This is a genomic window from Halomonas halmophila (genome assembly GCF_006540005.1).
GTDB classification, from domain to species: Bacteria; Pseudomonadota; Gammaproteobacteria; order Pseudomonadales; family Halomonadaceae; genus Halomonas; species Halomonas halmophila.
This window is the reverse complement of the sequence record NZ_BJOC01000023.1, coordinates 22,590-44,163: the sequence shown is the minus strand read 5'-3', so window position 1 is coordinate 44,163 and position 21,574 is coordinate 22,590. Positions and strand designations below refer to the sequence as shown.

The following is a 21,574-nucleotide window of genomic DNA, read 5'->3' as shown; positions in this document are numbered from 1 at the left end:
GCTCAGGCAAGGCAAAAAACGACGAAAGGCGGAGCTTGCGTCGTGTAAATACTTATTTTGATTTAATTTTTAACGCTGGACGGGCAAGCGTAGCCAGTTTTCAGACACAGCATCGATACTGCCCGCCAAGACTCAGGCACGTCGAATCTGCGAAGAATGCCTGAGAACCGTGCGCCAGATCCGGCTCAAACCCGCATGTTCATGACATCCTTGTAGGCCGTGATCAGTCGGCTGCGCACCTGCTTGCCCATCTCGAAGGCCACGCTGGCCTTCTGCACATCGACCATGACGTCATCGAGTTCCACTCCCGGCTTGCCAGCCTGGAAGTCACGCGTCTTTTCCGCGGCTTCCTGCTTGAGCGTGTTGATGCGCTCGATGGAGGCCTGCAGCTCGTCGACGAAACCACTCTCTCCGACTGTCGTGGAGAGCTGCTGCCCCTTGGGCGACTGGCCGGCAGCCTGACTGGTGAGACTTTGCATCTGGGTCAGGGCCGACTCGAGAGCGGGTGAACTCATTGCGACTCCGGGAAAGGTCAGGGTTTCAAGGCATCGGCACCGAAAAGCCACAGGCTCGCCGACGGTTCGGGCAAAGCCTAGCAGGGTGCGACGGCCCCGCATGCCACCAAATAACGCGCAAAAACCGGGCTTTTCACACCTTTGGGTCGACGTGCGCCACGGATAATAGCCCCATCAAAGCTCCGCCCCCGACCCGGGCGGCGAACCGTGATGGACGGAACGCAGTCGATGCCTTCTTCTTTTGACACCCTGGACGCTGGCGCCGAACGAGCGGGGAGGCCCGCATGAGTAGTGGCGCTTCCGCCACCGGCCGCCAGGATAATCAGTCCTCCTCATCGTTCGCGCGACTGAAACGCCAGTTGCGCGGCAGTCCCCTCGTCCCCCTGCTGATCGCGGGCGCCGCCTCGATCGCGGTGATCGCCGCCCTGCTGCTGTGGGCCAGCGCCCCGCAGTACCGCGTACTGTACAGCAACCTCAGCAAGGCCGACGGCGGCAGCATCATCGGCGAGCTGGACAGCCGCGGGATTCCCTACCACTTCAGCCAGGGCGGCCAGGCCCTGATGGTGCCCGGCGAGCAGGTTCATAAGCTGCGTCTGCAGCTTGCCGAACAGGGCCTGCCGAAAGGCGGCAACGTGGGCCTGGAGCTGATGGAAAACCAGGCCTTCGGCATCAGCCAGTTCGCAGAGCAGATCAACTACCAGCGCGGTCTCGAGGGTGAGCTGGCGCGTTCCATGGAGTCGCTGGGACCGGTCGCCGGCGCCCGGGTACACCTGGCGCTGGCCAAGGACTCAGTGTTCGTGCGCCGCCGCGAGCCGGCCAAGGCCTCGGTGGTGCTGACCCTGGAGCCCGGCCGTGTCCTCGGCGAGGGACAGGTCAACGCCATTGCCCACATGGTCTCGAGCAGCGTGCCCGACCTGCCCACCGAAGCGGTCACGGTGGTCGACCAGGACGGGCGCCTGCTGTCGAGCCCTGACGGTGGTTCCACAGGGCTCGACGGTACCAAACTGGATTACGTCGCCGAGGTGGAACGCACCTATCGCCAACGCATCGAGGCCATCCTCACGCCGATCCTCGGTCGCGACAATGTCCGCGCCCAGGTCACCGCCCAGCTCGACTTCTCCCGGCGCGAAGAAACCGCCGAACGCTACACGCCCAACCAGCCGCCCAACGAGGCCGCGGTACGCAGCCGCCAGACCAGTATCAACCTCAACGGCAATGACCTGGCCAGTGGCGTTCCGGGGGCGCTGAGCAATACTCCGCCGGGTTACGCCGAATCGCCCATCGCGACACCGGTGGAAGAGGGCGAAGACGGAGCGGAGGACGAGGATCCGGGCGCCGACGACGAGGCGGCCGACCCGGCCACTCAGTCCCGGCGCCGCCTGAGCCGTGACGACGTGATCAACTACGAGGTCGATCGTCAGGTCTCCCACGTGGAGCACGAGCGCGGCCAGGTCGAGCGCCTGTCGGCAGCGGTGGTGATCGATTACCGACAGATTCCTGCCGACCAGCCCGACGGCGAACCGACGGCCGCCCCCCTCGACGAGGATGAGCTGGCCCAGGTGGAACGGCTGGTACGCCAGGCCATGGGCTTCTCCGAGGCACGAGGCGACCAGGTGACGGTGGTCAACCGCCCCTTCGCCGACCAGGCGTCGCCGGAGACCAAGCTGGCCTGGTGGCAGCGGCCCGAGCTGCAGCGCCTGGCATTTGCCTTGGGCCGCTATCTGCTGGTGGGCCTCGCCCTGCTGCTGCTCTACCTGCTGATCCTGCGTCCGCTGATAAGGCGCTACACCGAACAACCTCTGCCCGCCGCCGCGCCACCGGCGCCCAGCGTCGACGCCCGGGTCGGCGATGAGGCCCCGGACGAGGAGGCGACGGACGGCGAGGACGAAGCGGCGAGCTACGAGTCGCCCCGACGCCGGCGCAAGGCCTCGGCCTATGAGCAGAACCTCAATGACCTGCGGGAGATGGCCCAGGAGGATCCCCGCATGGTGGCCATGATCGTTCGCGGCTGGATGAACAAGCATGAGCAATAAGATGAGCGGTACGCGCCGCAGCGCCATCCTCCTGCTGGCCCTGGACGAGGACAGCGCGGCCGAAGTGTTCAAGCACATGACGGCCAAGGAGGTACAACAGATCAGCCTGGAAATGGCGACCCTGGAGCAGGTTTCTCACGAGGAGATGCGCCAGGTGCTGCAGCACTTCCACGACGAGACCGAGGAGTTCATCGCCCTGAACCTCAACTCCAGCGATCACATTCGCTCGGTGTTGACCAAGGCGCTGGGCAGCGAACGCGCCTCGAGCCTCATCGAGGACGTCATGGAAACCTCCAGTACCAGCACCGGCATCGATGCCCTCAACCTGATGGAAGCCTCCATGGTGGCCGAGCTGATCCGTGACGAGCACCCGCAGATCATCGCCACCATACTGATCCATCTCGAACGCCATCAGGCCGCCGATGTGCTCGAGATGTTCGACGACAAGCTGCGCAACGATGTGGTGCTGCGCATCGCCACCTTCAGCGGCGTCCAGCCGGCCGCCTTGCAGGAGCTCACCGAGGTACTGACCAACATGCTCGACGGCCAGAACCTGAAACGCAGCAAGATGGGCGGCGCCCGCACCGCGGCGGAGATCCTCAACCTGATGAACACCCATCAGGAAGAAGCCGCCATCGATACCGTGCGCTCCCACAACGAGGATCTCGCGCAGAAGATCATCGACGAGATGTTCCTGTTCGAGAACATGCTCGACCTGGACGACCGCAGCATCCAGCTGGTGCTCAAGGAAATCGACTCCAACTCCCTGGTGGTCGCGCTCAAGGGTGCGCCGGAGGCGCTCCTGGAGAAGTTCCTGCGCAACATGTCGCAGCGTGCCGCCGACCTGCTGCGCGAGGACATGGACGCCCGCGGGCCGATCCGGGTTTCCCAGGTGGAGGCCGAACAGAAGGCCATCCTGCAGGTGGTTCGCCGCCTGGCCGACGCCGGCGAAGTGGTGCTGAGCGGTGGAGACGAAGCCTATGTCTGACGACGCGCGAAACGCTCGGGACGCCGCCGCGATCTCGACCTGGCGACGCTGGCGCATGGGCGAGTTGCGCGCCGACCGGGAGAACGTCGCCACCGAAGCCGAGGCCCACGCCGCGCAGACGCGCCGCCAGGGAGCCCAGCGCCAGCAGGAAGCCCTCGACGCGCTCCGCGAACAGGTTCGTCGCGACGCCTACGAGGAAGGGCTGCGCCAGGGCCGGGAGGCAGGACATGCCGAAGGCCTCGCCCAGGGGCGCGAGGACGCACAGCGAGAAGCCGATGCGGCCTTCGAGCACCGCCTCGAGGAAGAGATCGCGCCCCTGCGGGAACTGACGAGCCAGTTCAACGAGGCGCTGACCGCGCTGGACGACGCCATCGCTGATGACCTGGTCGAGCTCGCCCTGGCCACGGGACGCCAGCTGGCCGGCGAGGCCCTCAAGGCACGACCGCGGCAGGTGCTCGAGCTGGTACGCGCCCTGCTGCACACCGAGCCGCCGCTGGTCGGCCAGCAGCGGCTCTGGCTGCACCCCCTGGACCTGCGGCTGGTGGAGAAGACGCTGGGCGATGAGCTCGCGGCCGCCGGCTGGCGCCTGCAGCCGGACGACCAGCTCAGTCGCGGCGGCTGCCGGGTGACCAGCGAGAGCGGTGAGCTGGACGCTACCTGGGAATCCCGCTGGCAGGCAGTACGCGACCAGCAGCGCAAGCGTCGGACGCGCCCGGCAACCACCGGCGCCACCACGGAGTGAATGATGAACGCGACAGGCCACCTCGACCCTCACCGTGACCACTGGCAGCGCGCGCTGCGCGGCATGCGCGGCCGCGTCGAGGCCCTGCCGACCCGTCGTGCCAGTGGTCGCGTGGTGCGCGCCACCGGCATGGTGATCGAGGTCGTCGGCCTGCAGGTCGCCCTCGGCAATGCCTGTCGCATCGAATTGCCCGACGTGCCCGGGCAACCGGCGACCCGTTATGCCGAGGCCGAGGTGGTCGGCTTCTCCGGCGACCGGCTGTTCCTGATGCCGCTGGCCGGCCTGTCCGGCCTGATGCCCGGCGCCCGGGTCCACCCACTGGGCGAAAGCACCGGCGACGCCGCGCGGCGTTTCCCGATCGGCGAGGCCCTGCTGGGCCGGGTGGTGGACGGCAACGGCGAGCCGCTGGACGACCTCGGCCCGCTGGACGATTCGCCGCGCGCGCCCCTGGCGCAGCCCCCCTTCAATCCCCTGGCGCGGGCCCCGATCGACACCCAGATCGACGTCGGCATCCGTGCCATCAATGCCCTGCTCAGCGTCGGTCGCGGCCAGCGCATGGGCCTGTTCGCCGGCTCCGGCGTCGGCAAGTCGGTACTGTTGGGCATGATGGCCCGCTATACCCGCGCCGACGTCATCGTGGTCGGCCTGATCGGCGAGCGCGGCCGCGAGGTCCAGGACTTCATCGACAATATCCTCGGCGCCCATGGCCGAGAACGTGCCGTGGTGGTCGCGGCTCCCGCCGACACCTCGCCGCTGCAACGCCTCCAGGGTGCCTCCTACGCCACCCGGCTCGCCGAGGGCTTCCGCGACCAGGGGCGCGACGTCCTGCTGATCATGGACTCGCTGACGCGCTACGCCATGGCGCAGCGCGAGATCGCCCTGGCCATCGGCGAGCCACCGGCCACCAAGGGCTATCCGCCCTCGGTCTTCGCCAAGCTGCCGAACCTGGTGGAGCGCGCCGGCAACGCCGAGCGCGGCGGCGGCTCGATCACCGCTTTCTACACCGTCCTGACCGAGGGCGACGACCAGCAGGACCCCATCGCCGACTCGGCACGAGCCATTCTCGACGGCCACGTGGTGCTGTCCCGCGTGCTGGCCGAGGCCGGCCACTATCCGGCCATCGATATCGAGGCTTCCATCAGCCGGGCGATGAACGCCGTCATCGACGACAACCAGCGACGCCAGGCCCAGCGTTTCAAGGGCCTCTTCTCACGCTATCAGCGCAACCGCGACCTGATCAGCGTCGGTGCCTACCATCCGGGCAACGACGAACGGCTCGACGACGCCGTGCGCCGCTATCCGGACCTGGAGGCCTTCCTGCAACAGGACATCGACGAATGCGCCGATCTCGAGGCCTCGCGCCTCGCCCTGGCCGGCGTATCGGGAGGCACGCCATGAGCCGCACACCACTGGACACCCTGACCGAAATGGCCCGCCAGGCCCGCGACCAGGCCGGACAGCGCCTGGCCGGCGACCGCCGCGACGCCCAGCAGGTCGCCGAGCAACTGGAGGCCCTGCAACGCTACCGCGCCGAGTACGCCGCGCGGCTGCAGACGGCCCTGCGCGAAGGGATCGACCCGGCCTCCATGCACAACTACCAGCGCTTCCTGGCCTCGCTCGACGACGCCTTGGAGCGCGCCCGCCAGGCCCTGGGCGAACAACAGCAGCGCGTCGACCGGAGCCAGCAACACTGGCAGAGCGAGCAGCGGCGGCTGCGCTCCTACGACACCCTGGCCGAGCGCCGTGACGCCTCACGCCGGCGCACCGAGCAACGACGCGAACAGCGCGCCAGCGACGACCTGGTGAACAGCACACGGCAACGAGCGCCTCTGTTCGGGGGCTGAGACGAACATCAAGGAGACATTGATGGATACCCTACCGCGACTCATGGGCGCGCTCGGCAAGAATGCCTCGACCGACGCCACTGGCGCCGTCGCCAAGGCCGACGCCCCCGAACGAGGCGCCTTCGCCGAGGCCATGGCGTCGCTCTCGGGCGGCGGGCGTGACGGTGCTTCGAATGCCGCGGCAACCGGTACCGCCACGGCCGAGACCGCAACGCTGGTGCGGCACGCCAATGACTGGACGCAACGGATCGACACGGCCACCTCCGAGCCGTCGCCCGAGCTGACGGCCGCCATGGAGCGCCTGCTGTTGATCGAACAGGCCGGCACTCAGGCCGCGGCACAAGGCCCTCTGGCGGTCGCACAAGGCCCCGGACAAGCGACCCGGGGCACCCAGGCCGCGACGGCCTCGGGCCAGCTGGAGACGACGGCTCGCCTCCCCGGAGATGCCACGGCCCGGGCCGCCGCCGTGAATGCCGGCGCGCCTCGGGAAAGCCTCGCGCCGGGCGGCATGCCACGGGTCGATATGTCGCAACAGGCCATATCGCGAGGCGCCATTCAACAAGCCACCGTCGCCCGGCAGGCCGGGACCCCGTTCGATGCGGCCATGACGCGCGAGGCACGCGCCGCTGCCGAGGCGCTCCGTCCGGCCACAACCTCCGGCGAGCTGCCCTCGGCCCGGATGCAGGCCCAGGCCCCGGAACAACGGCCGAGCCCGATCGCCCAGGCGGTGTCCTCCGCCCTCGCTGTGGCACAACGCACCCCGGCGGACGCCACGGCCTTCGTGCCGACACGGGGCGATGCCGGCGCGACCTCGCCACTGCTCGACACGACCACCTCAGCCTCGATGCCGGCCCAGCATGCCGGTACCGGCGCTCCCGGCCAGGTAACGTCCACCCTGGCCGGCGCCGCCACGACGCCCGCCCAGGCCAGCCTGACCGCTCCGGTGGGCAGTCAGGACTGGACTCAGCAACTGGGGCGACAGTTACTGCGCTTCAGCCAGGGAAGTGGCGAGCAGCGTATCGAAATGCGCCTCCACCCTGCCGAGCTGGGCCCGCTCTCGGTCTCCCTGAAGATCGGCGACCAGGGGGCTCATGCCCAGTTCCTCTCCGCCCACGCAGCGGTCCGGCAGGCCCTGGAACAGGCCATGCCGCAATTGCGCGAGGCCCTGGCGGAGCAGGGCATCACCCTCGGCGAGACCTCGGTGGGCGAGCACCAGCAGGGTAGCGCCGACGACACGGGCAGCGGCCTTGCCGGCAGCGACCCGGGCCTGCCCGGAGCCGATGACGAACCGACCGGCGGCGCACTCGCCACCGACCGGCAAGCGCCCCTGGAGGTACCCCTGGATGGACGAGTCGACCTCTACGCCTGAGAGGGCGTCGACAACTTGCCGCTCTCGAGCCGAAGCGCGAGCAAAAACCCAAGATAGGCCCATTCACTGGGCCTGTTCGTTTCATCATGGCCGGCCTCGAGTCGGCATAATCCCCCACACATTGGCCCTCATCGACAAACAGGAGCGGTAATGGCGACATCCGTAGGCGGCTCGCGGAAGCTGCTGTGGTTGCTGGTGGTATTGGTCGTCCTGAGCCTGTCGGCCGCCGCCACGGCACTGTTCATGCTGTTTACCCAGCAAGGGGGCATGGAACAGGCCCGTGCGGAAGAGCCAGCGGCCATCGAGTATCAGGCGCCGATCTTCGTCCAGATCGACCCCTTCACCGTCAACCTGGCCGAGGATAACTATGGTGCCAGGCTGCTCTATGCCGGCATCTCACTGAAGGTGGCCGACGCCCAGAGTCGCAAACTGCTCGAGACCCACATGCCGCAGGTGCGCAGCCGGTTGCTGACCCTGCTCTCGGGCAAACAGGCAGAAGGCCTGACATCGGCAAACGGCAAGAAGCGCCTGGCCGACCAGATCATCGCCGCGCTCGAGGCCCCGATGTCGGAGACACAACCCGACCTCGCCATCGAGGATGTGCTCTTTACCGAATTCATCGTGCAATAGCGGCGAGGTCGCGGAGTCACCCCATGTCTCAGGACGATCTACTGTCCCAGGATGAAATCGATGCCCTGCTCAAGGGCGTCAGCGGAGATGATGAGCCCAGTGGCGGCGGCGGCAACACCCCCAAGGTGCGCCCCTTCGACCCGGCCTCTCAGCACCGCATCATCCGTGAACGCCTGCATACGCTGGATATCATCAACGAGCGCTTCGCTCGTCATTTCCGCGTGGGCCTGTTCAATCTGATCCGGCGCAGCGCCGATATCACCGTGGACTCGGTGCGCTATCAGAGCTACAGCGAGTTCTCGCGCAACGTTCCGGTTCCCACCAACATCAACATGATCGCCATGAAGCCGCTGAAGGGCTCGGCGCTCATCGTCTTTCCGCCCAACCTGGTGTTCATGGTGGTGGACAACCTGTTCGGCGGCGACGGCCGCTTCCTGGCCAAGTCGGAAGGGCGGGAGTTCACCAACACCGAACAGCGCATCATCCAGCGCATGCTGCGCCTGGCCATCGAGGCATACAGCGAATCCTGGCGATCGGTCTACCCGCTCGAGATCAGCTTCCTGCGCTCCGAGATGCAGGCGAAGTTCGCCAACATCACCAATTCGCCCAACGAGATCGTGGTCAACACCAGCTTCAATCTCGAGGTGGGCAACCTGGCCAGCAGCTTCCAGGTATGCATGCCTTATTCGATGATCGAGCCATTGCGCGACCTGCTCACCAATCCCTTGAGCGATGGCCATCAGGACCAGGACGGCACCTGGACGCGGCGCATGGCCGGCGAGATTCGCCATTCGGCAGTCGAGCTGGTCGCCGATTTCGCCGACCTTCCCTCGCGAATCTCCGATGTGACGAAGCTCGAGGTGGGCGACATCCTGCCCCTGGAGTTGCCCGAAACGGTGACCGCCAAGGTGGATGGCGTGCCGGTCATGGAGTGCGAGTACGGCAGCCAGCACGGCCAGCGGGCACTGCGCGTCTTGCACCTGTTCGACCACGCCGCCGACCACGCGCCGTCCGATGCCTTCGTCAAGGCGTCCGAGCCGAAACCCGAGGACCCCCATCATGACTGACCCCAACAAGCCCGATAAGAACGTCGGCGACGACGACTGGGCCGACGCCATGTCGGAACAGGAGGGCGACAGCGCGTCCGAGAATGCCGCGGAGCAGGCGGATCCCTGGGCCGAAGCCCTGGCCGAGCAGGATGCCGCCGAGGGTACCGATACCGAGGCGTCCGATGCCTCGTCGGAGGCCGCGCGCGCCGCCTGCGACAGCGTCTTCCAGCCACTGGAGCAGGGCGACAACGCCGCCTTGCCCCGCGACCTCGAAATGATCATGGACATCCCGGTCAAGTTGACCGTGGAGCTGGGCCGCACTCGCCTGACCATCAAGCAGTTGCTCGAGCTGGCCCAGGGCTCGGTGATCGAGCTCGAGGGGCTGGCCGGCGAGCCCATGGATATCCTGATCAATGGCTACCTGATCGCCCAGGGCGAGGTGGTGGTCATCGAAGACAAGTACGGCATCCGCATCACCGAGATCATCACGCCGTCCGAACGGGTCCAGAAGCTGAACCGATGAGCCAGAACGCCGAGCTCGACGGCGCCGTCGCCGACGGCATCGCCCAGGGAGGCGATGCCCTGGTCGGCATGGCGACCCTGGGCAAGACGGTCGCCGCCCTGGCGCTCGTCATCGCCATCATCCTGATCTGCAACCACCTGCTGCGCCGCCTCGGTGGCGCCGGCACAGGTCGAGGACAGCGCCCGAAGCTAATCGGCGGCACCAATGTGGGCAACCGCGAGCGGGTGGTGATCGTCGAAGTCGAGTCCACCTGGCTGGTGCTCGGTGTCGGCGGCGGCCAGGTCAACAAGCTGCATGAACTGCCGGCGCCGCAGGATGAGGCACCACCGGCCGCCACGGATACCGACGAAGGCGGCTTTGCCAGGCGCTTCGCACGGGCCTTGCGACAGCAAGCCACGGGGCGCGATGACGGGCCGCGGGGGACGTCATGACCGGCACGCCGCATCGCCCCTGTCGCTTCTCTCCGCTGCTTCTGCTGACACTGTCCTTGCTGACGCTGTGCCTGCTGGCCCTGCCCTCCCCGGCACTGGCCCAGCAGATTCCCGGCATCATCAGCGAGCCCATGGAAGACGGTGGCCAGAAGTGGTCGCTGTCGCTGCAGACCCTGTTGCTGCTCAGCTCCATGGCCTTCCTGCCGGCGGCCTTGCTGATGATGACCAGCTTCACCCGCATCATCATCGTGCTGAGCCTGCTGCGCACCGCCATGGGCACCCAGGCCACTCCGCCCAACCAGGTCCTGCTGGGGCTGGCACTGTTCCTGACGTTCTTCATCATGGCGCCGGTCTTCGGCGAGGTGCATGCCCAGGCTTGGGTGCCGCTGTCCAACGGCGACATCAACTTTCCCGAGTTTCTGAACCAGGCCCAGGGCCCGCTGAGGGAATTCATGATGGCCCAGACCCGGGAACCGGACCTGGCGCTGTTCGCTCGCCTGGCCGACATCGGCGAGATGCAGGGCCCGGCGGACGTACCCTTGCGGGTCCTGGTACCGTCCTTCGTGACCAGCGAGCTGAAGACGGCTTTCCAGATCGGCTTTACCATCTTCATTCCCTTCCTGATCATCGACCTGGTGGTGGCCAGCACCCTGATGTCGCTGGGCATGATGATGGTGCCGCCGATCACCATCTCGTTGCCGTTCAAGCTGATGCTGTTCGTGCTGGTCGATGGCTGGCAGCTTTTGATCGGCTCGCTGGCGGAAAGCTTCTATATCTAATGCCCGACCCGAGGAGACACGCATGACGCCCGAGACGGTTATGACCATTGCCTACCAGGGCATGCGCGTCACCTTACTGCTGGCCGGTCCCTTGCTGCTGACGGCACTGCTTACCGGCCTGCTGGTGAGCCTGTTCCAGGCAGCCACCCAGATCAACGAGATGACGCTGTCGTTCATCCCCAAGATCCTGGCGGTCTTCGCCGTGCTGGTTCTGGCCGGCCCCTGGCTGCTCAAGCTGATCACCAACTTCACCCGGGAGCTGTTCAGCAACATCCCGACGCTCATTTCCTGACAGCGGACGCCCGGCATGGTCGAGGTCACCTTCGCCCAACTGCACGGCTGGCTGGTCGCCTTCCTGTGGCCCTTCGCCAGGATCACGGGCCTGATGCTCAGCTCGCCGGTGTGGGGGCACTCCGGCGTCCCCCGCCAGGTCAAGATTGCGCTGGCCGGCGCGCTGACGATGGTGATCGCGCCCATCCTGCCGCCGATGCCGGACGTGCCGATCGTCTCCTGGCAAGGGCTCGGCATCCTGGCGGAGCAGCTGTTGATCGGCGCGGCCATGGGCCTGGTCATGCGCGTGACCCTGACGGTGGTGCAGGCCACCGGCGAGTTCATCGGCCTGCAGATGGGGCTGGCCTTCGCCACCTTCTTCGACCCTTCCAGCGGCACAAATATGATGGTGCTCTCGCGGCTGCTCTACATGATCACGTTGCTGATGTTCCTGGCCTTCGGCGTGCATCTGGTGGTGCTCGAGGTCCTTGCCGACAGCTTTCGCACCCTGCCCATCGGCATGGGGCGCTTCGATCCCGAAGCCTTCATGATGCTGGCTCGTTACGGCGGCACCATCTTCTCTTCTGGCATGCTGCTGGCCCTGCCACTGGTAGCTTCGCTGCTCATCATCAACCTTTCGCTTGGCATCCTCAATCGTGCGGCGCCGCAGCTCACGGTGTTCAATATCGGCTTTCCCGCCTCTCTGACGGTGGGCATTATCCTGTTGATGGTACTGATGACCGACCTCGACCGTTTCCTCGAGCGACTCTTCGATCAGGGAGTCGGCGCCCTGCGGGGGCTGCTCGAGATGCTGGCATCCTTGCCGCCGGCCGTCTGAGCCAGCATGAAAAAAACCAGGCCGGGAAGCCTGGGCGGGACAAGGGGCCATGGAGTCAAAACGTTCCACCATGACCGACAGGGAAACTCTCCCTTATAAGTACTGGAACAACGACATCCCCTTCAGATCCGCAAAAGTCTTCTGGGAGGCCTGCATGCCGACCTGGCGCATGCTGTACTCGGAAATCGCCTCGGCGTAGTCCAAGTCGACCAGGTCCGAGAGGGTCTGCTCGTAGTTGAGCATTCGGTTGTCGCTCACCGAGTCGACCACATCGAGCTCGTTGAGTCGCGCGCCCATGGAGGCACGCAAGGTCAGGACGTTGTCGAGACTGTTGTCGAGCTCGCGCATCGACGTGTTCAAGGTGTTACGGAGTGCTGCCTGCTCCTGGGAGGTCTCGGCGGGAGTTTCCAGCACGCCGATCGCTTTCTCGAGGGTCTTGAAGAGATCGGTGTTCATGGTATCGGCGGGGCCAACCGAGAGACTGTCGCCATCCTCGGGATCGCCTTGCAACTCCATGCTCAGTCCGCCGACCTGCAGGAGCTCGCCTGACTGATAGGCGATATCCTGCATGCCCGCCACGGGCTCGCCTTCGGCACTCACCGAGTAGGTCATGGTATTGCCGTCCTCGGCGAAACTGACCTGGAAGCGCTTGCCGTAGTCGTCGGCCTCGGCGTCGAGGATTTCCGGCCCCTTGAAGGTCAGGCTACCGGCATTGTCGGCATTGGCCTCGGCCACGTAGCCGGCACCACTCGGCACGCTCTGAAAGATGTCCTGGCCGCTGTTGCTCACATCCATCAGGCGCGAGGCGTCGATGCGCTGTTGCCGAACCTCGCTACCACCGACGTATTCGATATCGCCGTCACCGTTCTTGACGAAGGGCTTGCTGCCATCCTCATAGCCGCCGAACAGATAGCGACCGTTGCCATCGGTGGCATTGGCCTGACCGATCAGGGTTTCATAGACCCCGCGCAGCTCACTGGCCACGGACTCGCGGTCGGCGTCGCTCAGGGTGTCGCTGGAGGCCTGAATCAGCAGTGTCTTGGCGCTGGTCACAGCATCGCTGACACTGTTGAGCACGCTCTCGCTCTGAGAAAGCGCATTACGCGCGCTGACTCGCGAGTCGGTGTACTGCTGGGTGATAGCCATGGACTGGTCGACCCCCACCGCCCGCGCGGCAGCCTGGGGATCATCGGAGGGATTGACCACCCGACGACCGCTGGCGATCTGCTGACTGACATCGAGAAAGCCGCTCTGCTGCTGGTTCAGGGAGGAGACGCTCTGCTCGAACATGGTGACGGTACTGATACGCATGTGAGGTGACTCCCTGAATCAGGCGCGCAGGCCGAGAATGGTGTCGATCATCGTCTTGCCGGTTTCGATGACCTTGGCGTTGGCCTGGTAGTACTGCTGGTAGCGGATCAGGTTGGCGGCTTCCTCGTCCAGGTTGACGCCGGACTCGGACTGCCGAGAGGCTTCCAGCTGCTCGGTGAGCCCCTGCCGGGCCTCCAGGTTGACCTGGACGACATTGGTGCGGTTGCCGACATCGCTGACCATGGCACCATAGGCGCCGCTGAGCGAGGCCGAACCGCCGACCAGGCTGGCGTCCTGCAGGTCCTGCATGGCCAGGGCGTTCTCGTTGTTGCCGGAGCCCCCCGAGACACTGGCCGCTGCGATCCGGTCCAGATCACTGATCGCCGTCTCCAGGCCACCCGCCGCGCTACGCACCGGCTGGACCTCGAAGCTGTCATGCTCGGCCAGCTTGCCGGCATCATCGAAGGTCAGGGTCACCCCACCGAAGCTCAGGGTGGCATCGCTGCCGTCATTATTGGGGTCGTTGGAGGTCACCTCGTCGGCGCCCAGCACCTGGCCAGTGTCACGCCGCCTGACCTCGAAGACCGGCGGATTGCTCTCGCTGTCGGTGACCTTGACGGTGTAATCGCTGGCACGCAGGCGATCGATGTTCTCGGTGTCGAAGCTCGCATCGGTGATTGCGGCCCCGCCCGGATTGTCGGCGGCGGCATAGGTGCGCGGCTGCCCGATTTCGAAGAAGTCGCCGCCGGCCTCGCCATCCAGGTCGACGCCTTCGGCATGCTGTGCGTTGAAGGCCGTCGCCAGCGACACCGCCATCTGGCCGATCTGGTTCTGGGTCTTGTCCAGGGTCTCGGAGCGGAAGCTCATCAGGCCCCCCAGGCTGCCGCCGGTCACGGCGTCCTCTTCCATGGGCACGACATCGCCGCCCGAGTTGCGGTACCCAAGCACGGTACGCTGCGGATCATCGGGCGAGTCGATGGCCTGCAGCTCGAACGACTGACTCCCGCCTACCAGGGGCTGGCCATTGGGCAGACTGATGTTATAGGCCTTGCCATCCTGGACATCGAGACGCACGTCCAGGCGCTCGTTGAGTTCATGCACCAGTTGGTCGCGCTGATTGAGCAAGCCATTGGGCGCTTCGCCATCGCGCGCCCGGGCCAGGGAAATTTCGCGATTGATCCCGGCCAGTTGCTCGGTGGTGTTGTTGATCTGGGTGACCTCGTCACGGATCTGGCCGTTGACCCCCCCCTGCATGTCACGCAGATAACCGTCGAAGGAACGGAACTGGGCGCTCAGGGTATCCGCGCTGCCCAGCACGCCCTGACGGGCGGCAGGGTCGGCAGGAGCGCTGGCGAGGTCTTCCAGCGACGAGAAGAAGCCCTGCATCAGGGGTGCCAGCCCCGCCTCGCGATCGGCCAGCAGGCTGTCGATCTGCTCCACCTGGTTGCGATAAGTCTCCAGGGCACTGGACTCGGAGGTCGCCGCATTGAGTTGGTCGGCGACATAACGATCGAACTGACGCTGGATGTCGTTGACCTGAACCCCGCTGCCGGAGGTGCTCTCGCCAAGAATCGCCACCTCGCGGTTGTAACCCGGCGTGAAGACGTTGCTGATGTTGTTGCTGGTGGTGCTCAGGGCGTTTTGTGCGGCGTTGAGCCCACTGAGTCCGATGGAGAAGATGCTCATGTCGGAGATTCCTTGTGCCGATGACACCCCTATCGGCCGATGGGCATCCGGCTTGAGGCCTGTCTCGGCGAAAAAAGCCGGCTCGTCGTGACAATCAGGTCAGGCGTGAACGTCGGACGATCAGCGTTGTGCAAGTCGGGAGCCTGCCAGGGGCCCCAGCGTATCCATAACCGCGACCAGCTTGTCGGCATAGGCCGGGTCGGTGGCATAGCCGCCACGCTGCAGGGCGTGGGCGGCCTGGTCGGCCGTGGCGGCCTCGGTGACCCCGGCGTAGCGCGGGTTGTCGCTGATCAAGCGGGCATAGTCGGTGAAGGCCGCCTCGAAGGAATCGTAGACGCGAAAGCGATCACGCACCGCCCGGCGTTCGCCGTCGATGACTTCATGGGTGGCAATCTCGGTCGTCTCGCCCTGCCAGCTCTCTCCCGCCTTGATACCGAAGAGGTTGTGACTGTTGCCACCGTCATGCGTGGCGATCTCATGGCGGCCCCAGCCGGTTTCCAGGGCGGCCTGGGCGAGGATGAGCTCGGCCGGCACGCCGGAGGCCTCGCTGGCCACCTGTGCCGGTGCCGCCAGGCGGCCGACGAAATCACGCACATGCGCGGGGCGGTCATCGGCGACGGCGGGCGAGTTGTCCGCGGCGGAGACGGCCTTGACTTCATCGAGGAAGTTCTCGGGCATGCTGACCTCTGGTTCGTCCTTCGGCACCAGCGCATCCTCCAGGGGGCGTGGCGTGCCGCGCGGAATGCCGGCGATCAGTGCTTCGATGGACTCGCCCTGTTGCGAGCGAGCGTTGTCGAGCCGGTCGCCCAACTGGGCGAAGAGTTGCTCGGCCAGCCCGGTGCCACGCTCGGCGATATGCTGGGAGAGCTGCTTGTCCAGCATGGAGGTGTAGAAGTCGGTATTCCGGCTATCGAGCAGCCCCGAGCTCGGCACGGCATCGCGCATGCTCTTCATCATCATCTGCACGAACATCGCCTCGAACTTCCTGGCCGCCACTTCCAGGCCTTCTTCCGGGGCACGGTGCGCGGTGTGCTTGAGCCGCGCCAGTCCCTGCACGTCCATGGCGAGATGTTCGCCGATACCTTGTCCGCCACCCAGGCTCATCAGATGATCTCCAGTTCGGCCCGCAACGACCCCGCCACCTTCAGGGCCTCGAGGATCGACATCAAGTCATTGGGCGTGGCGCCCAGGGAATTGAGGGCATCCACCACATCGAGCAGGTTGGCGCCTTCCACGACCTTGAGGGTGCCAGGCTGCTGCTCGATGCTGACCTCGGTGTCCTGCACTACCACGGTCTCGCCCTCGGTGAAGGGATTCGGCTGGCTGACGCCATAGTCGCTGTCGATGATGATGGACAGGTTGCCATGGGCTACCGCAGCCTGGTGCAAGGTGACGGCGCCATTGAGCACGATGGCCCCGGTACGCGAATTGAGCACCACCTTGGCCGGTGCCTCGGTAGGGGTAACCTCGAGGTTTTCGATCCGGGCCATGAAGTTGACCCGAGCATTCGCATCACCGGGTCCATCCAGGGAGATGACCCGGCCATTTTGCGCCGACGCCACCGAGTAGCCGAACGATCGGTTGATGGCCTCGACCACTCGCTGGACCGTGCCGAAATCGCTCCGATCGAGCTGCAGTTCCAGGCGACCACCGTTGCTGCCCAATGCCAGCGGCACTTCCTTTTCCACCGTGGCGCCATTGGCGATGCGGCCGCCGGCCTGCTGGTTGATCTGCACGCTCGACCCACCGGCGGAGGCACCCGCGCCACCGACCAGCAGATTGCCCTGGGCGATGGCGTATGTCGCGCCATCGGCCCCCTTGAGCGGCGTCATCAGCAGGGTGCCGCCACGCAGGCTGTCGGCGTTGCCCACCGATGAGACCACCACATCGATACGCTGCCCCCGACGTGCGAAGGGCGGCAGATCGGCGGTCACCATCACCGCCGCTACATTACGCAGCTGCATGTTGGTGCCGGCGGGCACGGTGATGCCCAACTGTGAGAGCATGTTGGTCAGACTCTGGCCGGTAAATGGCGCCTGCATGGTCCGGTCACCGCTGCCGTCCAGGCCGACCACCAGCCCATAGCCCACCAGGGCGTTGTCGCGTACACCGGCGAAACTGGCAATCTCGCGAATGCGCTCCGCCTGGGCCGGCAGGGCGACCAGGCAAGTCAGCACCAGCACCAGCCGGCGCCAGTCGAAAAACGTCTTGCGCATGCTACCGAATCTCATCCTGACACCACTAGAAAGGCGAAACATTGAGGAAGAAACGCTGCAGCCAACCCATGTGCTGCGCCTCGTTGATATAGCCATCGCCAACATACTCGATGCGGGCATCGGCCACCGAGGTCGAGGGCACGGTATTGTTGCCGGTGATCGAGCGCGGATTGACCACGCCACCGAAACGGATGAACTCGGTACCCTGATTGATGGCGATCTGCTTCTCGCCTCGGACCCTCAGGTTCCCGTTGCTCATCACATCGATGACCGTCACCGTGATCGTGCCGGTAAAAGAGTTGGTCGCCTGGGCACCACCGCCGCCTTCGAAGTCACTTTCACCCTCGATATCGAAGCCATACTCGCCAAGCGTCTCGAGTGCATCGGGCAGCTGGTCGAGAGTCAGGCTGGAGGAGCCGTTGCGGTCGGCGTTGGAACGGGCGTTCTTGCTGGCACTGACCTGTTCGTCCAGAATGATGGTCAACACGTCACCGACCTGTCTTGGCCGTCGGTCCTCGAACAGCGGCTGGTACCCTTGATGAGCCTGATAGATGGACCCATTGGGTATCGGCCTTTGAGGCTCGGGAATATCGATCTTCTCCTGCTCGCCGACCACCGATGCTCGTGGAATCTGGGCGCAACCACCCAGCAGCAGCACCATCAACACGGCCACACCGAGCAGCCGGAATCCGGCACCCGCCTTCCTCCCGCTCATGCTCGCGCCTCCCTGCCATTGCACCATCGAGTCATCGTGCCGCTTCCCGTTATAGCTGGGTGAGACGCGCCAGCATTTCGTCGCTGGTCTGTACCGCCTTGCTGTTGATCTCGTAGGCTCGCTGGGTCTGGATCATGCTGACCATTTCCTCGACCACGTTGACGTTGGACGTTTCGACATACCCTTGAAGGAGCCGGCCAGCGCCATTCATCCCCGGAATGCCCTCGTTGCGGGGCCCCGAGGCAGCAGTCTCGCGATAGAGGTTGCCACCGATGCTCTCGAGACCCGCGGGATTGACGAAACTGGATACGGTGATCTGGCCGACCTCATTGGACGCACTGCTGCCCGGTTCAGTGACCGAGACGATGCCATCCTCGCCGATGCTGACCGACAGAGCGTTCTGGGGAATGATGATGGCCGGCTCCAGGGGATAACCGTTGGCGGTGACCATCTGGCCGTTCTCGTCCAGTTGGAAGCTGCCGTCGCGGGTATAGGCCGTGGTGCCATCCGGCATGCGAACCTGAAAGAAGCCCTTGCCGTTGATGGCCAGGTCACGGGAGTTCTCGGTGTTCTCGAGGCCCCCCTGGGTATGCAGCCGCTCGGTGGCCACCGGACGCACCCCGGTACCGACCTGCATGCCCGAGGGCAGGCGATTCTGCACATCGTTCTGGGCCCCCGGCTGGCGCAGGTTCTGGTAGAGCAGGTCTTCGAACACCGCCCTGGAACGCTTGAAACCGTTGGTGTTGACGTTGGCCAAGTTGTTGGAAATGACGTCCAGCTTGACCTGCTGGGATTCCAGGCCGGTCTTGGCCGTCCACAATGAGTTGATCATCTCGGGTTCCTCGTGTCCTGTCGCGTCAGCCCTGCAGGGCGAGCAGACTATTGGCGCGTTGAGCGTTCTCGTCGGCGGTTTCGATGGCCTTGGTCTGCAGCTCGTAGCGGCGCGCCACACCGATCATCGACACCATGGCATCCACGGCGCTGACGTTGCTGCCTTCCAGAGCGCCGCTGACCACACGGGCGTCCTCGTCGGCGGGCAGCGCCGCTACTGCTCCCCCCTCCCCGGGCGGCGTCCGGAAGAGGCCATCGACGCCACGCGTCAGTCCATCGTCACCGGGCGTGACCAGCTTGATGCGTCCCACCGCCGCCAGAGCATCGGCTTGCTGCCCGGGCGCGATGGCACTGATCGTGCCGTCGCTGCCCATGGAAAGTTCCGAGCCGAGAGGCACCTGGATCGGGCCGCCGTTCTCGCCGATCACCGGACGACCGGCACTGCGCAGCAGGCCGTTGCCATCTACCTGCAAGTCGCCACGTCGCGTATAGGCTTCGGTGCCGTCAGATGCCTGGACGGCCAGCCAGGCATCACCCTGCATGGCGACATCCAGGGTGCGTCCGGTGCGGTTCATGGGCCCCGGCGAGAAGTCCGAGCCGGGGGTGGAAGCCGCCACCGAGACCCGTGTGTCCAATTGGCCATCGCCCTGGACCGGTACCGCGCGCATGGCGTGCAGCTGGGCGCGAAAGCCGGTAGTGGAGACATTCGACAGGTTGTGGCTGACCACCCCCTGTTGCTCCATGCTTTGCCGAAGTCCGCTCATGGCGGTATAGAGCATGCGATCCATGTGTCACTCCGGCGCGATCAGCGCAGGTTGATGGCGGTCTGCAGGACTTCGTCCTGAGTCTTGATGGTCTGGGAGTTGGCCTGGTAAGCCCGCTGAGTGACGATCATTTCCACCAGTTCCTGCGCCATGTCCACGTTGGAGCTTTCGACGACACCGGACTGGACACCGCCCAGCTGGCCGGTTCCCGGTGCGCCGATCAGTTCCTGGCCGGAGGCGGCGGTGGCGGTCCAGGCGTTGTTGCCCGCCGGATCAAGGCCTTCGGGATTACGGAAGCTGGCCATCGCGATCTGACCGGCCGGACGCGACTGCTCGTTGGAGTAGTTGCGCATGATAGTGCCGTCGTCTTCGATACTGGTACCCACAAGGGCACCGGAGGTATAGCCGTTCTGGGTCAGATCACTGGAACGCGAGGTGTTGCCGAACTGGGTGGAGCCGGTGATATTGAGGCTGAAGGCCAGTTCAGCCGGCTCACCACCCAGCGGGGTTGTATTGTCGCTGGCCACGCTGATGGCCGGCATATTGGCCGGGTCATTGGCATCGTTACCATTGATGGTGTCTAGTTGCCCGCTATTGTCGAAATTGAGGGTGAAGTCGTTGTCCGCGCTGTAATGGCCGTCCATCGTCACCCGTCCGGTCCAGCTGTTGGCCCCGGACTTCTCGTAGTAGACGGTGGCGTTGCGCGGATTACCCAGCGAGTCGTAGGAAGTGAAGTTGTTGGCGTAGTGGTAGTTCAGGGTCTGCTGGTTATTGGCCGGGTCCGACACGTCAGTCGTCACGTCAACCTGGTCGAGCTCCTCATCGGGCACTTCACGGGAATCCAGGTTGAGCGTGGTGGAAACATCCGTGGTGGCACTGGCCGCCATTTCCTCGGCCGAGACCTGCAGCACCTCGGGCTGGCCCCCAGTCTGCACCTGGCCTTCGGCATTGACGCCGAAGCCCATCAAGCGCGCCCCCTGGGCATTCTGAAGGTATCCATCGGCGGTCATGGAGAGCTGGCCGTTGCGCGAGTAGACAACCTCGCCGTTCTGCTGCATGCGCAGAAAGCCTTCGCCACTGATGCCCAGATCCAGATCACGGCCGGTGGATTCCAGGTTACCTTCGCCGAAGTCCTGCAGCACTCGGGAAACCTTGGTACCCAGCCCGACCTTGGAGTTGGCATAGACATCCGAGAACAGGGTATCGCTGCCCTTGAAACCCACAGTCTGGGAATTGGCGATGTTGTTGCCCAGCACATCCAGGCTGGATGAGGCCGCGTTGAGGCCGCTGAGTGCTTGTGAAAAGCCCATGTGTCGTTCCCCTTGTCACTCGGTTGTCGTTACAGGATCTGCTTGATATCGGACAGGACGACCCGGCCGTAGACGGCCCCCAGGTCGAGTTGGATGTCACCGCTTTCGCCGGCCGGCGTGACGCTGTTGACTTGGGCGTAATTAAGGGTCTCGACCGGGACCGACTCCCCTTCCTGGGTGGCCTCGACCGCGACCTTGTAAGCCCCATCGACTGCGGCTTCGCCATCGCTGGTCTTGCCGTTCCAGCTGAAGGAATCAATGCCACTATCCACAGCGCCCACGTCATAGCGATTGATGACCTGGCCATCTCCATTGGTAATGGTAACGGTGACGTTGTCGGCGGGGCTCTGCAGCTCGACACCGAAGGGCGTGGTGTTCACCTCGCCTTCTTCGCCCTGGCTCAGCAAGACGCGGTCACCCGGCACCAGCACGCCCTTGCCGATCAGGCCGGATGCCTGCAGGGACTGACCGGCATCGATCTGGCCATTGATCTCGGAGAGGGAGTCGTTGAGCTTCTCGATCCCGCTGACGGTATTGATCTGGGCCAGTTGCGAGGTGGTCTGCTGATTGTCCATCGGGTTGAGCGGGTCCTGGTTCTGCAACTGCGTCACCAGCAGGGTCATGAAGTTCTCGCGCAGCGCCCCGGACTGGCTGGCGTTCAAGCCTCCCGTGCCGCTTCCACTACTGTTGAGCGTGTTGACCACTCCAGAATCAATGGTGCTGGCCATGA

General features: G+C 65.2%; 23 protein-coding genes. 13 read left to right on the top strand and 10 right to left on the bottom strand.

Annotated features, from left to right (window positions below; all coding sequences use genetic code 11):
• Positions 1–185: 185 nt before the first annotated feature.
• Complete coding sequence (fliE, locus tag HHA01_RS09310) at positions 186–515, bottom strand: flagellar hook-basal body complex protein FliE (RefSeq protein WP_141320007.1); 330 nt, start codon at positions 513–515, stop codon at positions 186–188.
• 284 nt (positions 516–799) lie between these two features.
• Between fliE and fliF the strand changes: the two genes are divergently transcribed.
• The 13 genes from fliF (at position 800) to fliR (ending at position 12,011) form a co-directional block, all read left to right on the top strand.
• Complete coding sequence (gene fliF, locus HHA01_RS09305; RefSeq protein WP_141320005.1) at positions 800–2,548, top strand: flagellar basal-body MS-ring/collar protein FliF; 1,749 nt, start codon at positions 800–802, stop codon at positions 2,546–2,548.
• Positions 2,538–3,536, top strand: a complete 999-nt coding sequence (fliG, locus tag HHA01_RS09300; RefSeq protein WP_141320003.1) for a flagellar motor switch protein FliG — start codon at positions 2,538–2,540, stop codon at positions 3,534–3,536. Before fliF ends, fliG begins: the two co-directional genes overlap by 11 nt.
• A complete protein-coding gene (locus HHA01_RS09295; protein WP_141320001.1) occupies positions 3,529–4,278 on the top strand; it encodes a flagellar assembly protein FliH in 750 nt (249 codons plus the stop codon). The genes fliG and HHA01_RS09295 overlap by 8 nt, the downstream gene beginning before the upstream one ends.
• A gap of 3 nt (positions 4,279–4,281) precedes the next feature.
• A complete protein-coding gene (gene fliI, locus HHA01_RS09290) occupies positions 4,282–5,676 on the top strand; it encodes a flagellar protein export ATPase FliI (protein ID WP_141319999.1) in 1,395 nt (464 codons plus the stop codon).
• Entirely contained in the window at positions 5,673–6,122 is a 450-nt protein-coding gene (gene fliJ / locus HHA01_RS09285; RefSeq protein ID WP_141319997.1) for a flagellar export protein FliJ, read from the top strand. Before fliI ends, fliJ begins: the two co-directional genes overlap by 4 nt.
• A 22-nt stretch (positions 6,123–6,144) precedes the next feature.
• Positions 6,145–7,491, top strand: a complete 1,347-nt coding sequence (locus HHA01_RS09280) for a flagellar hook-length control protein FliK (RefSeq protein ID WP_141319995.1) — start codon at positions 6,145–6,147, stop codon at positions 7,489–7,491.
• Between the two features lie 150 nt (positions 7,492–7,641).
• Positions 7,642–8,121 (top strand): flagellar basal body-associated protein FliL, encoded by a 480-nt coding sequence (fliL, locus tag HHA01_RS09275; protein ID WP_141319993.1) that lies wholly within the window; start codon positions 7,642–7,644, stop codon positions 8,119–8,121.
• 23 nt (positions 8,122–8,144) lie between these two features.
• The gene (gene fliM, locus HHA01_RS09270) at positions 8,145–9,188 is read left to right on the top strand and encodes a flagellar motor switch protein FliM (RefSeq protein ID WP_141319991.1); all 1,044 of its coding nucleotides are present in this window, start codon (positions 8,145–8,147) and stop codon (positions 9,186–9,188) included.
• A complete protein-coding gene (gene fliN, locus HHA01_RS09265) occupies positions 9,181–9,693 on the top strand; it encodes a flagellar motor switch protein FliN (RefSeq protein WP_141319989.1) in 513 nt (170 codons plus the stop codon). The genes fliM and fliN overlap by 8 nt, the downstream gene beginning before the upstream one ends.
• Positions 9,690–10,124: a flagellar biosynthetic protein FliO gene (gene fliO, locus HHA01_RS09260; protein ID WP_141319987.1), complete on the top strand. Its 435-nt coding sequence runs from the start codon at positions 9,690–9,692 to the stop codon at positions 10,122–10,124. The genes fliN and fliO overlap by 4 nt, the downstream gene beginning before the upstream one ends.
• Positions 10,121–10,903 (top strand): flagellar type III secretion system pore protein FliP, encoded by a 783-nt coding sequence (gene fliP, locus HHA01_RS09255; RefSeq protein ID WP_246053866.1) that lies wholly within the window; start codon positions 10,121–10,123, stop codon positions 10,901–10,903. Before fliO ends, fliP begins: the two co-directional genes overlap by 4 nt.
• A 22-nt stretch (positions 10,904–10,925) precedes the next feature.
• The gene (fliQ, locus tag HHA01_RS09250; RefSeq protein ID WP_141319985.1) at positions 10,926–11,195 is read left to right on the top strand and encodes a flagellar biosynthesis protein FliQ; all 270 of its coding nucleotides are present in this window, start codon (positions 10,926–10,928) and stop codon (positions 11,193–11,195) included.
• 15 nt (positions 11,196–11,210) lie between these two features.
• The gene (fliR, locus tag HHA01_RS09245) at positions 11,211–12,011 is read left to right on the top strand and encodes a flagellar biosynthetic protein FliR (RefSeq protein WP_141319983.1); all 801 of its coding nucleotides are present in this window, start codon (positions 11,211–11,213) and stop codon (positions 12,009–12,011) included.
• 93 nt (positions 12,012–12,104) lie between these two features.
• On the opposite strand, the gene flgL is transcribed toward fliR, so the two are convergent.
• The 9 genes from flgL to flgD form a co-directional block, all read right to left on the bottom strand.
• On the bottom strand, positions 12,105–13,322 hold the full coding sequence (flgL, locus tag HHA01_RS09240; protein WP_141319981.1) for a flagellar hook-associated protein FlgL: 1,218 nt from the start codon (positions 13,320–13,322) through the stop codon (positions 12,105–12,107).
• Positions 13,323–13,340: 18 nt separating this feature from the next.
• Entirely contained in the window at positions 13,341–15,008 is a 1,668-nt protein-coding gene (flgK, locus tag HHA01_RS09235) for a flagellar hook-associated protein FlgK (RefSeq protein ID WP_141319979.1), read from the bottom strand.
• A gap of 120 nt (positions 15,009–15,128) precedes the next feature.
• Entirely contained in the window at positions 15,129–16,112 is a 984-nt protein-coding gene (gene flgJ, locus HHA01_RS09230; protein ID WP_141319977.1) for a flagellar assembly peptidoglycan hydrolase FlgJ, read from the bottom strand.
• On the bottom strand, positions 16,112–17,224 hold the full coding sequence (locus HHA01_RS09225; RefSeq protein ID WP_246053865.1) for a flagellar basal body P-ring protein FlgI: 1,113 nt from the start codon (positions 17,222–17,224) through the stop codon (positions 16,112–16,114). The genes flgJ and HHA01_RS09225 overlap by 1 nt, the downstream gene beginning before the upstream one ends.
• 25 nt (positions 17,225–17,249) lie before the next feature.
• Positions 17,250–17,885 (bottom strand): flagellar basal body L-ring protein FlgH, encoded by a 636-nt coding sequence (locus HHA01_RS09220; RefSeq protein WP_373862943.1) that lies wholly within the window; start codon positions 17,883–17,885, stop codon positions 17,250–17,252.
• A 103-nt stretch (positions 17,886–17,988) separates the two neighbouring features.
• On the bottom strand, positions 17,989–18,771 hold the full coding sequence (gene flgG, locus HHA01_RS09215; protein WP_141319971.1) for a flagellar basal-body rod protein FlgG: 783 nt from the start codon (positions 18,769–18,771) through the stop codon (positions 17,989–17,991).
• 25 nt (positions 18,772–18,796) lie between these two features.
• Positions 18,797–19,558 (bottom strand): flagellar basal body rod protein FlgF, encoded by a 762-nt coding sequence (locus HHA01_RS09210; RefSeq protein ID WP_141319970.1) that lies wholly within the window; start codon positions 19,556–19,558, stop codon positions 18,797–18,799.
• Between the two features lie 17 nt (positions 19,559–19,575).
• Positions 19,576–20,844, bottom strand: a complete 1,269-nt coding sequence (flgE, locus tag HHA01_RS09205) for a flagellar hook protein FlgE (RefSeq protein WP_141319968.1) — start codon at positions 20,842–20,844, stop codon at positions 19,576–19,578.
• Between the two features lie 29 nt (positions 20,845–20,873).
• On the bottom strand, positions 20,874–21,572 hold the full coding sequence (flgD, locus tag HHA01_RS09200) for a flagellar hook assembly protein FlgD (RefSeq protein ID WP_141319966.1): 699 nt from the start codon (positions 21,570–21,572) through the stop codon (positions 20,874–20,876).
• Between the last annotated feature and the right edge of the window lie 2 nt (positions 21,573–21,574).

Coding starts and splice junctions, on each gene's coding strand:
- fliE (WP_141320007.1), bottom strand. CDS start 515: ATGAGTTCACCCGCTCTCGAGTCGGCCCTGACCCAGATGCAAAGTCTC.
- fliF (WP_141320005.1), top strand. CDS start 800: ATGAGTAGTGGCGCTTCCGCCACCGGCCGCCAGGATAATCAGTCCTCC.
- fliG (WP_141320003.1), top strand. CDS start 2,538: ATGAGCAATAAGATGAGCGGTACGCGCCGCAGCGCCATCCTCCTGCTG.
- HHA01_RS09295 (WP_141320001.1), top strand. CDS start 3,529: ATGTCTGACGACGCGCGAAACGCTCGGGACGCCGCCGCGATCTCGACC.
- fliI (WP_141319999.1), top strand. CDS start 4,282: ATGAACGCGACAGGCCACCTCGACCCTCACCGTGACCACTGGCAGCGC.
- fliJ (WP_141319997.1), top strand. CDS start 5,673: ATGAGCCGCACACCACTGGACACCCTGACCGAAATGGCCCGCCAGGCC.
- HHA01_RS09280 (WP_141319995.1), top strand. CDS start 6,145: ATGGATACCCTACCGCGACTCATGGGCGCGCTCGGCAAGAATGCCTCG.
- fliL (WP_141319993.1), top strand. CDS start 7,642: ATGGCGACATCCGTAGGCGGCTCGCGGAAGCTGCTGTGGTTGCTGGTG.
- fliM (WP_141319991.1), top strand. CDS start 8,145: ATGTCTCAGGACGATCTACTGTCCCAGGATGAAATCGATGCCCTGCTC.
- fliN (WP_141319989.1), top strand. CDS start 9,181: ATGACTGACCCCAACAAGCCCGATAAGAACGTCGGCGACGACGACTGG.
- fliO (WP_141319987.1), top strand. CDS start 9,690: ATGAGCCAGAACGCCGAGCTCGACGGCGCCGTCGCCGACGGCATCGCC.
- fliP (WP_246053866.1), top strand. CDS start 10,121: ATGACCGGCACGCCGCATCGCCCCTGTCGCTTCTCTCCGCTGCTTCTG.
- fliQ (WP_141319985.1), top strand. CDS start 10,926: ATGACGCCCGAGACGGTTATGACCATTGCCTACCAGGGCATGCGCGTC.
- fliR (WP_141319983.1), top strand. CDS start 11,211: ATGGTCGAGGTCACCTTCGCCCAACTGCACGGCTGGCTGGTCGCCTTC.
- flgL (WP_141319981.1), bottom strand. CDS start 13,322: ATGCGTATCAGTACCGTCACCATGTTCGAGCAGAGCGTCTCCTCCCTG.
- flgK (WP_141319979.1), bottom strand. CDS start 15,008: ATGAGCATCTTCTCCATCGGACTCAGTGGGCTCAACGCCGCACAAAAC.
- flgJ (WP_141319977.1), bottom strand. CDS start 16,112: ATGAGCCTGGGTGGCGGACAAGGTATCGGCGAACATCTCGCCATGGAC.
- HHA01_RS09225 (WP_246053865.1), bottom strand. CDS start 17,224: ATGCGCAAGACGTTTTTCGACTGGCGCCGGCTGGTGCTGGTGCTGACT.
- HHA01_RS09220 (WP_373862943.1), bottom strand. CDS start 17,885: ATGGTGCTGCTGCTGGGTGGTTGCGCCCAGATTCCACGAGCATCGGTG.
- flgG (WP_141319971.1), bottom strand. CDS start 18,771: ATGATCAACTCATTGTGGACGGCCAAGACCGGCCTGGAATCCCAGCAG.
- HHA01_RS09210 (WP_141319970.1), bottom strand. CDS start 19,558: ATGGATCGCATGCTCTATACCGCCATGAGCGGACTTCGGCAAAGCATG.
- flgE (WP_141319968.1), bottom strand. CDS start 20,844: ATGGGCTTTTCACAAGCACTCAGCGGCCTCAACGCGGCCTCATCCAGC.
- flgD (WP_141319966.1), bottom strand. CDS start 21,572: ATGGCCAGCACCATTGATTCTGGAGTGGTCAACACGCTCAACAGTAGT.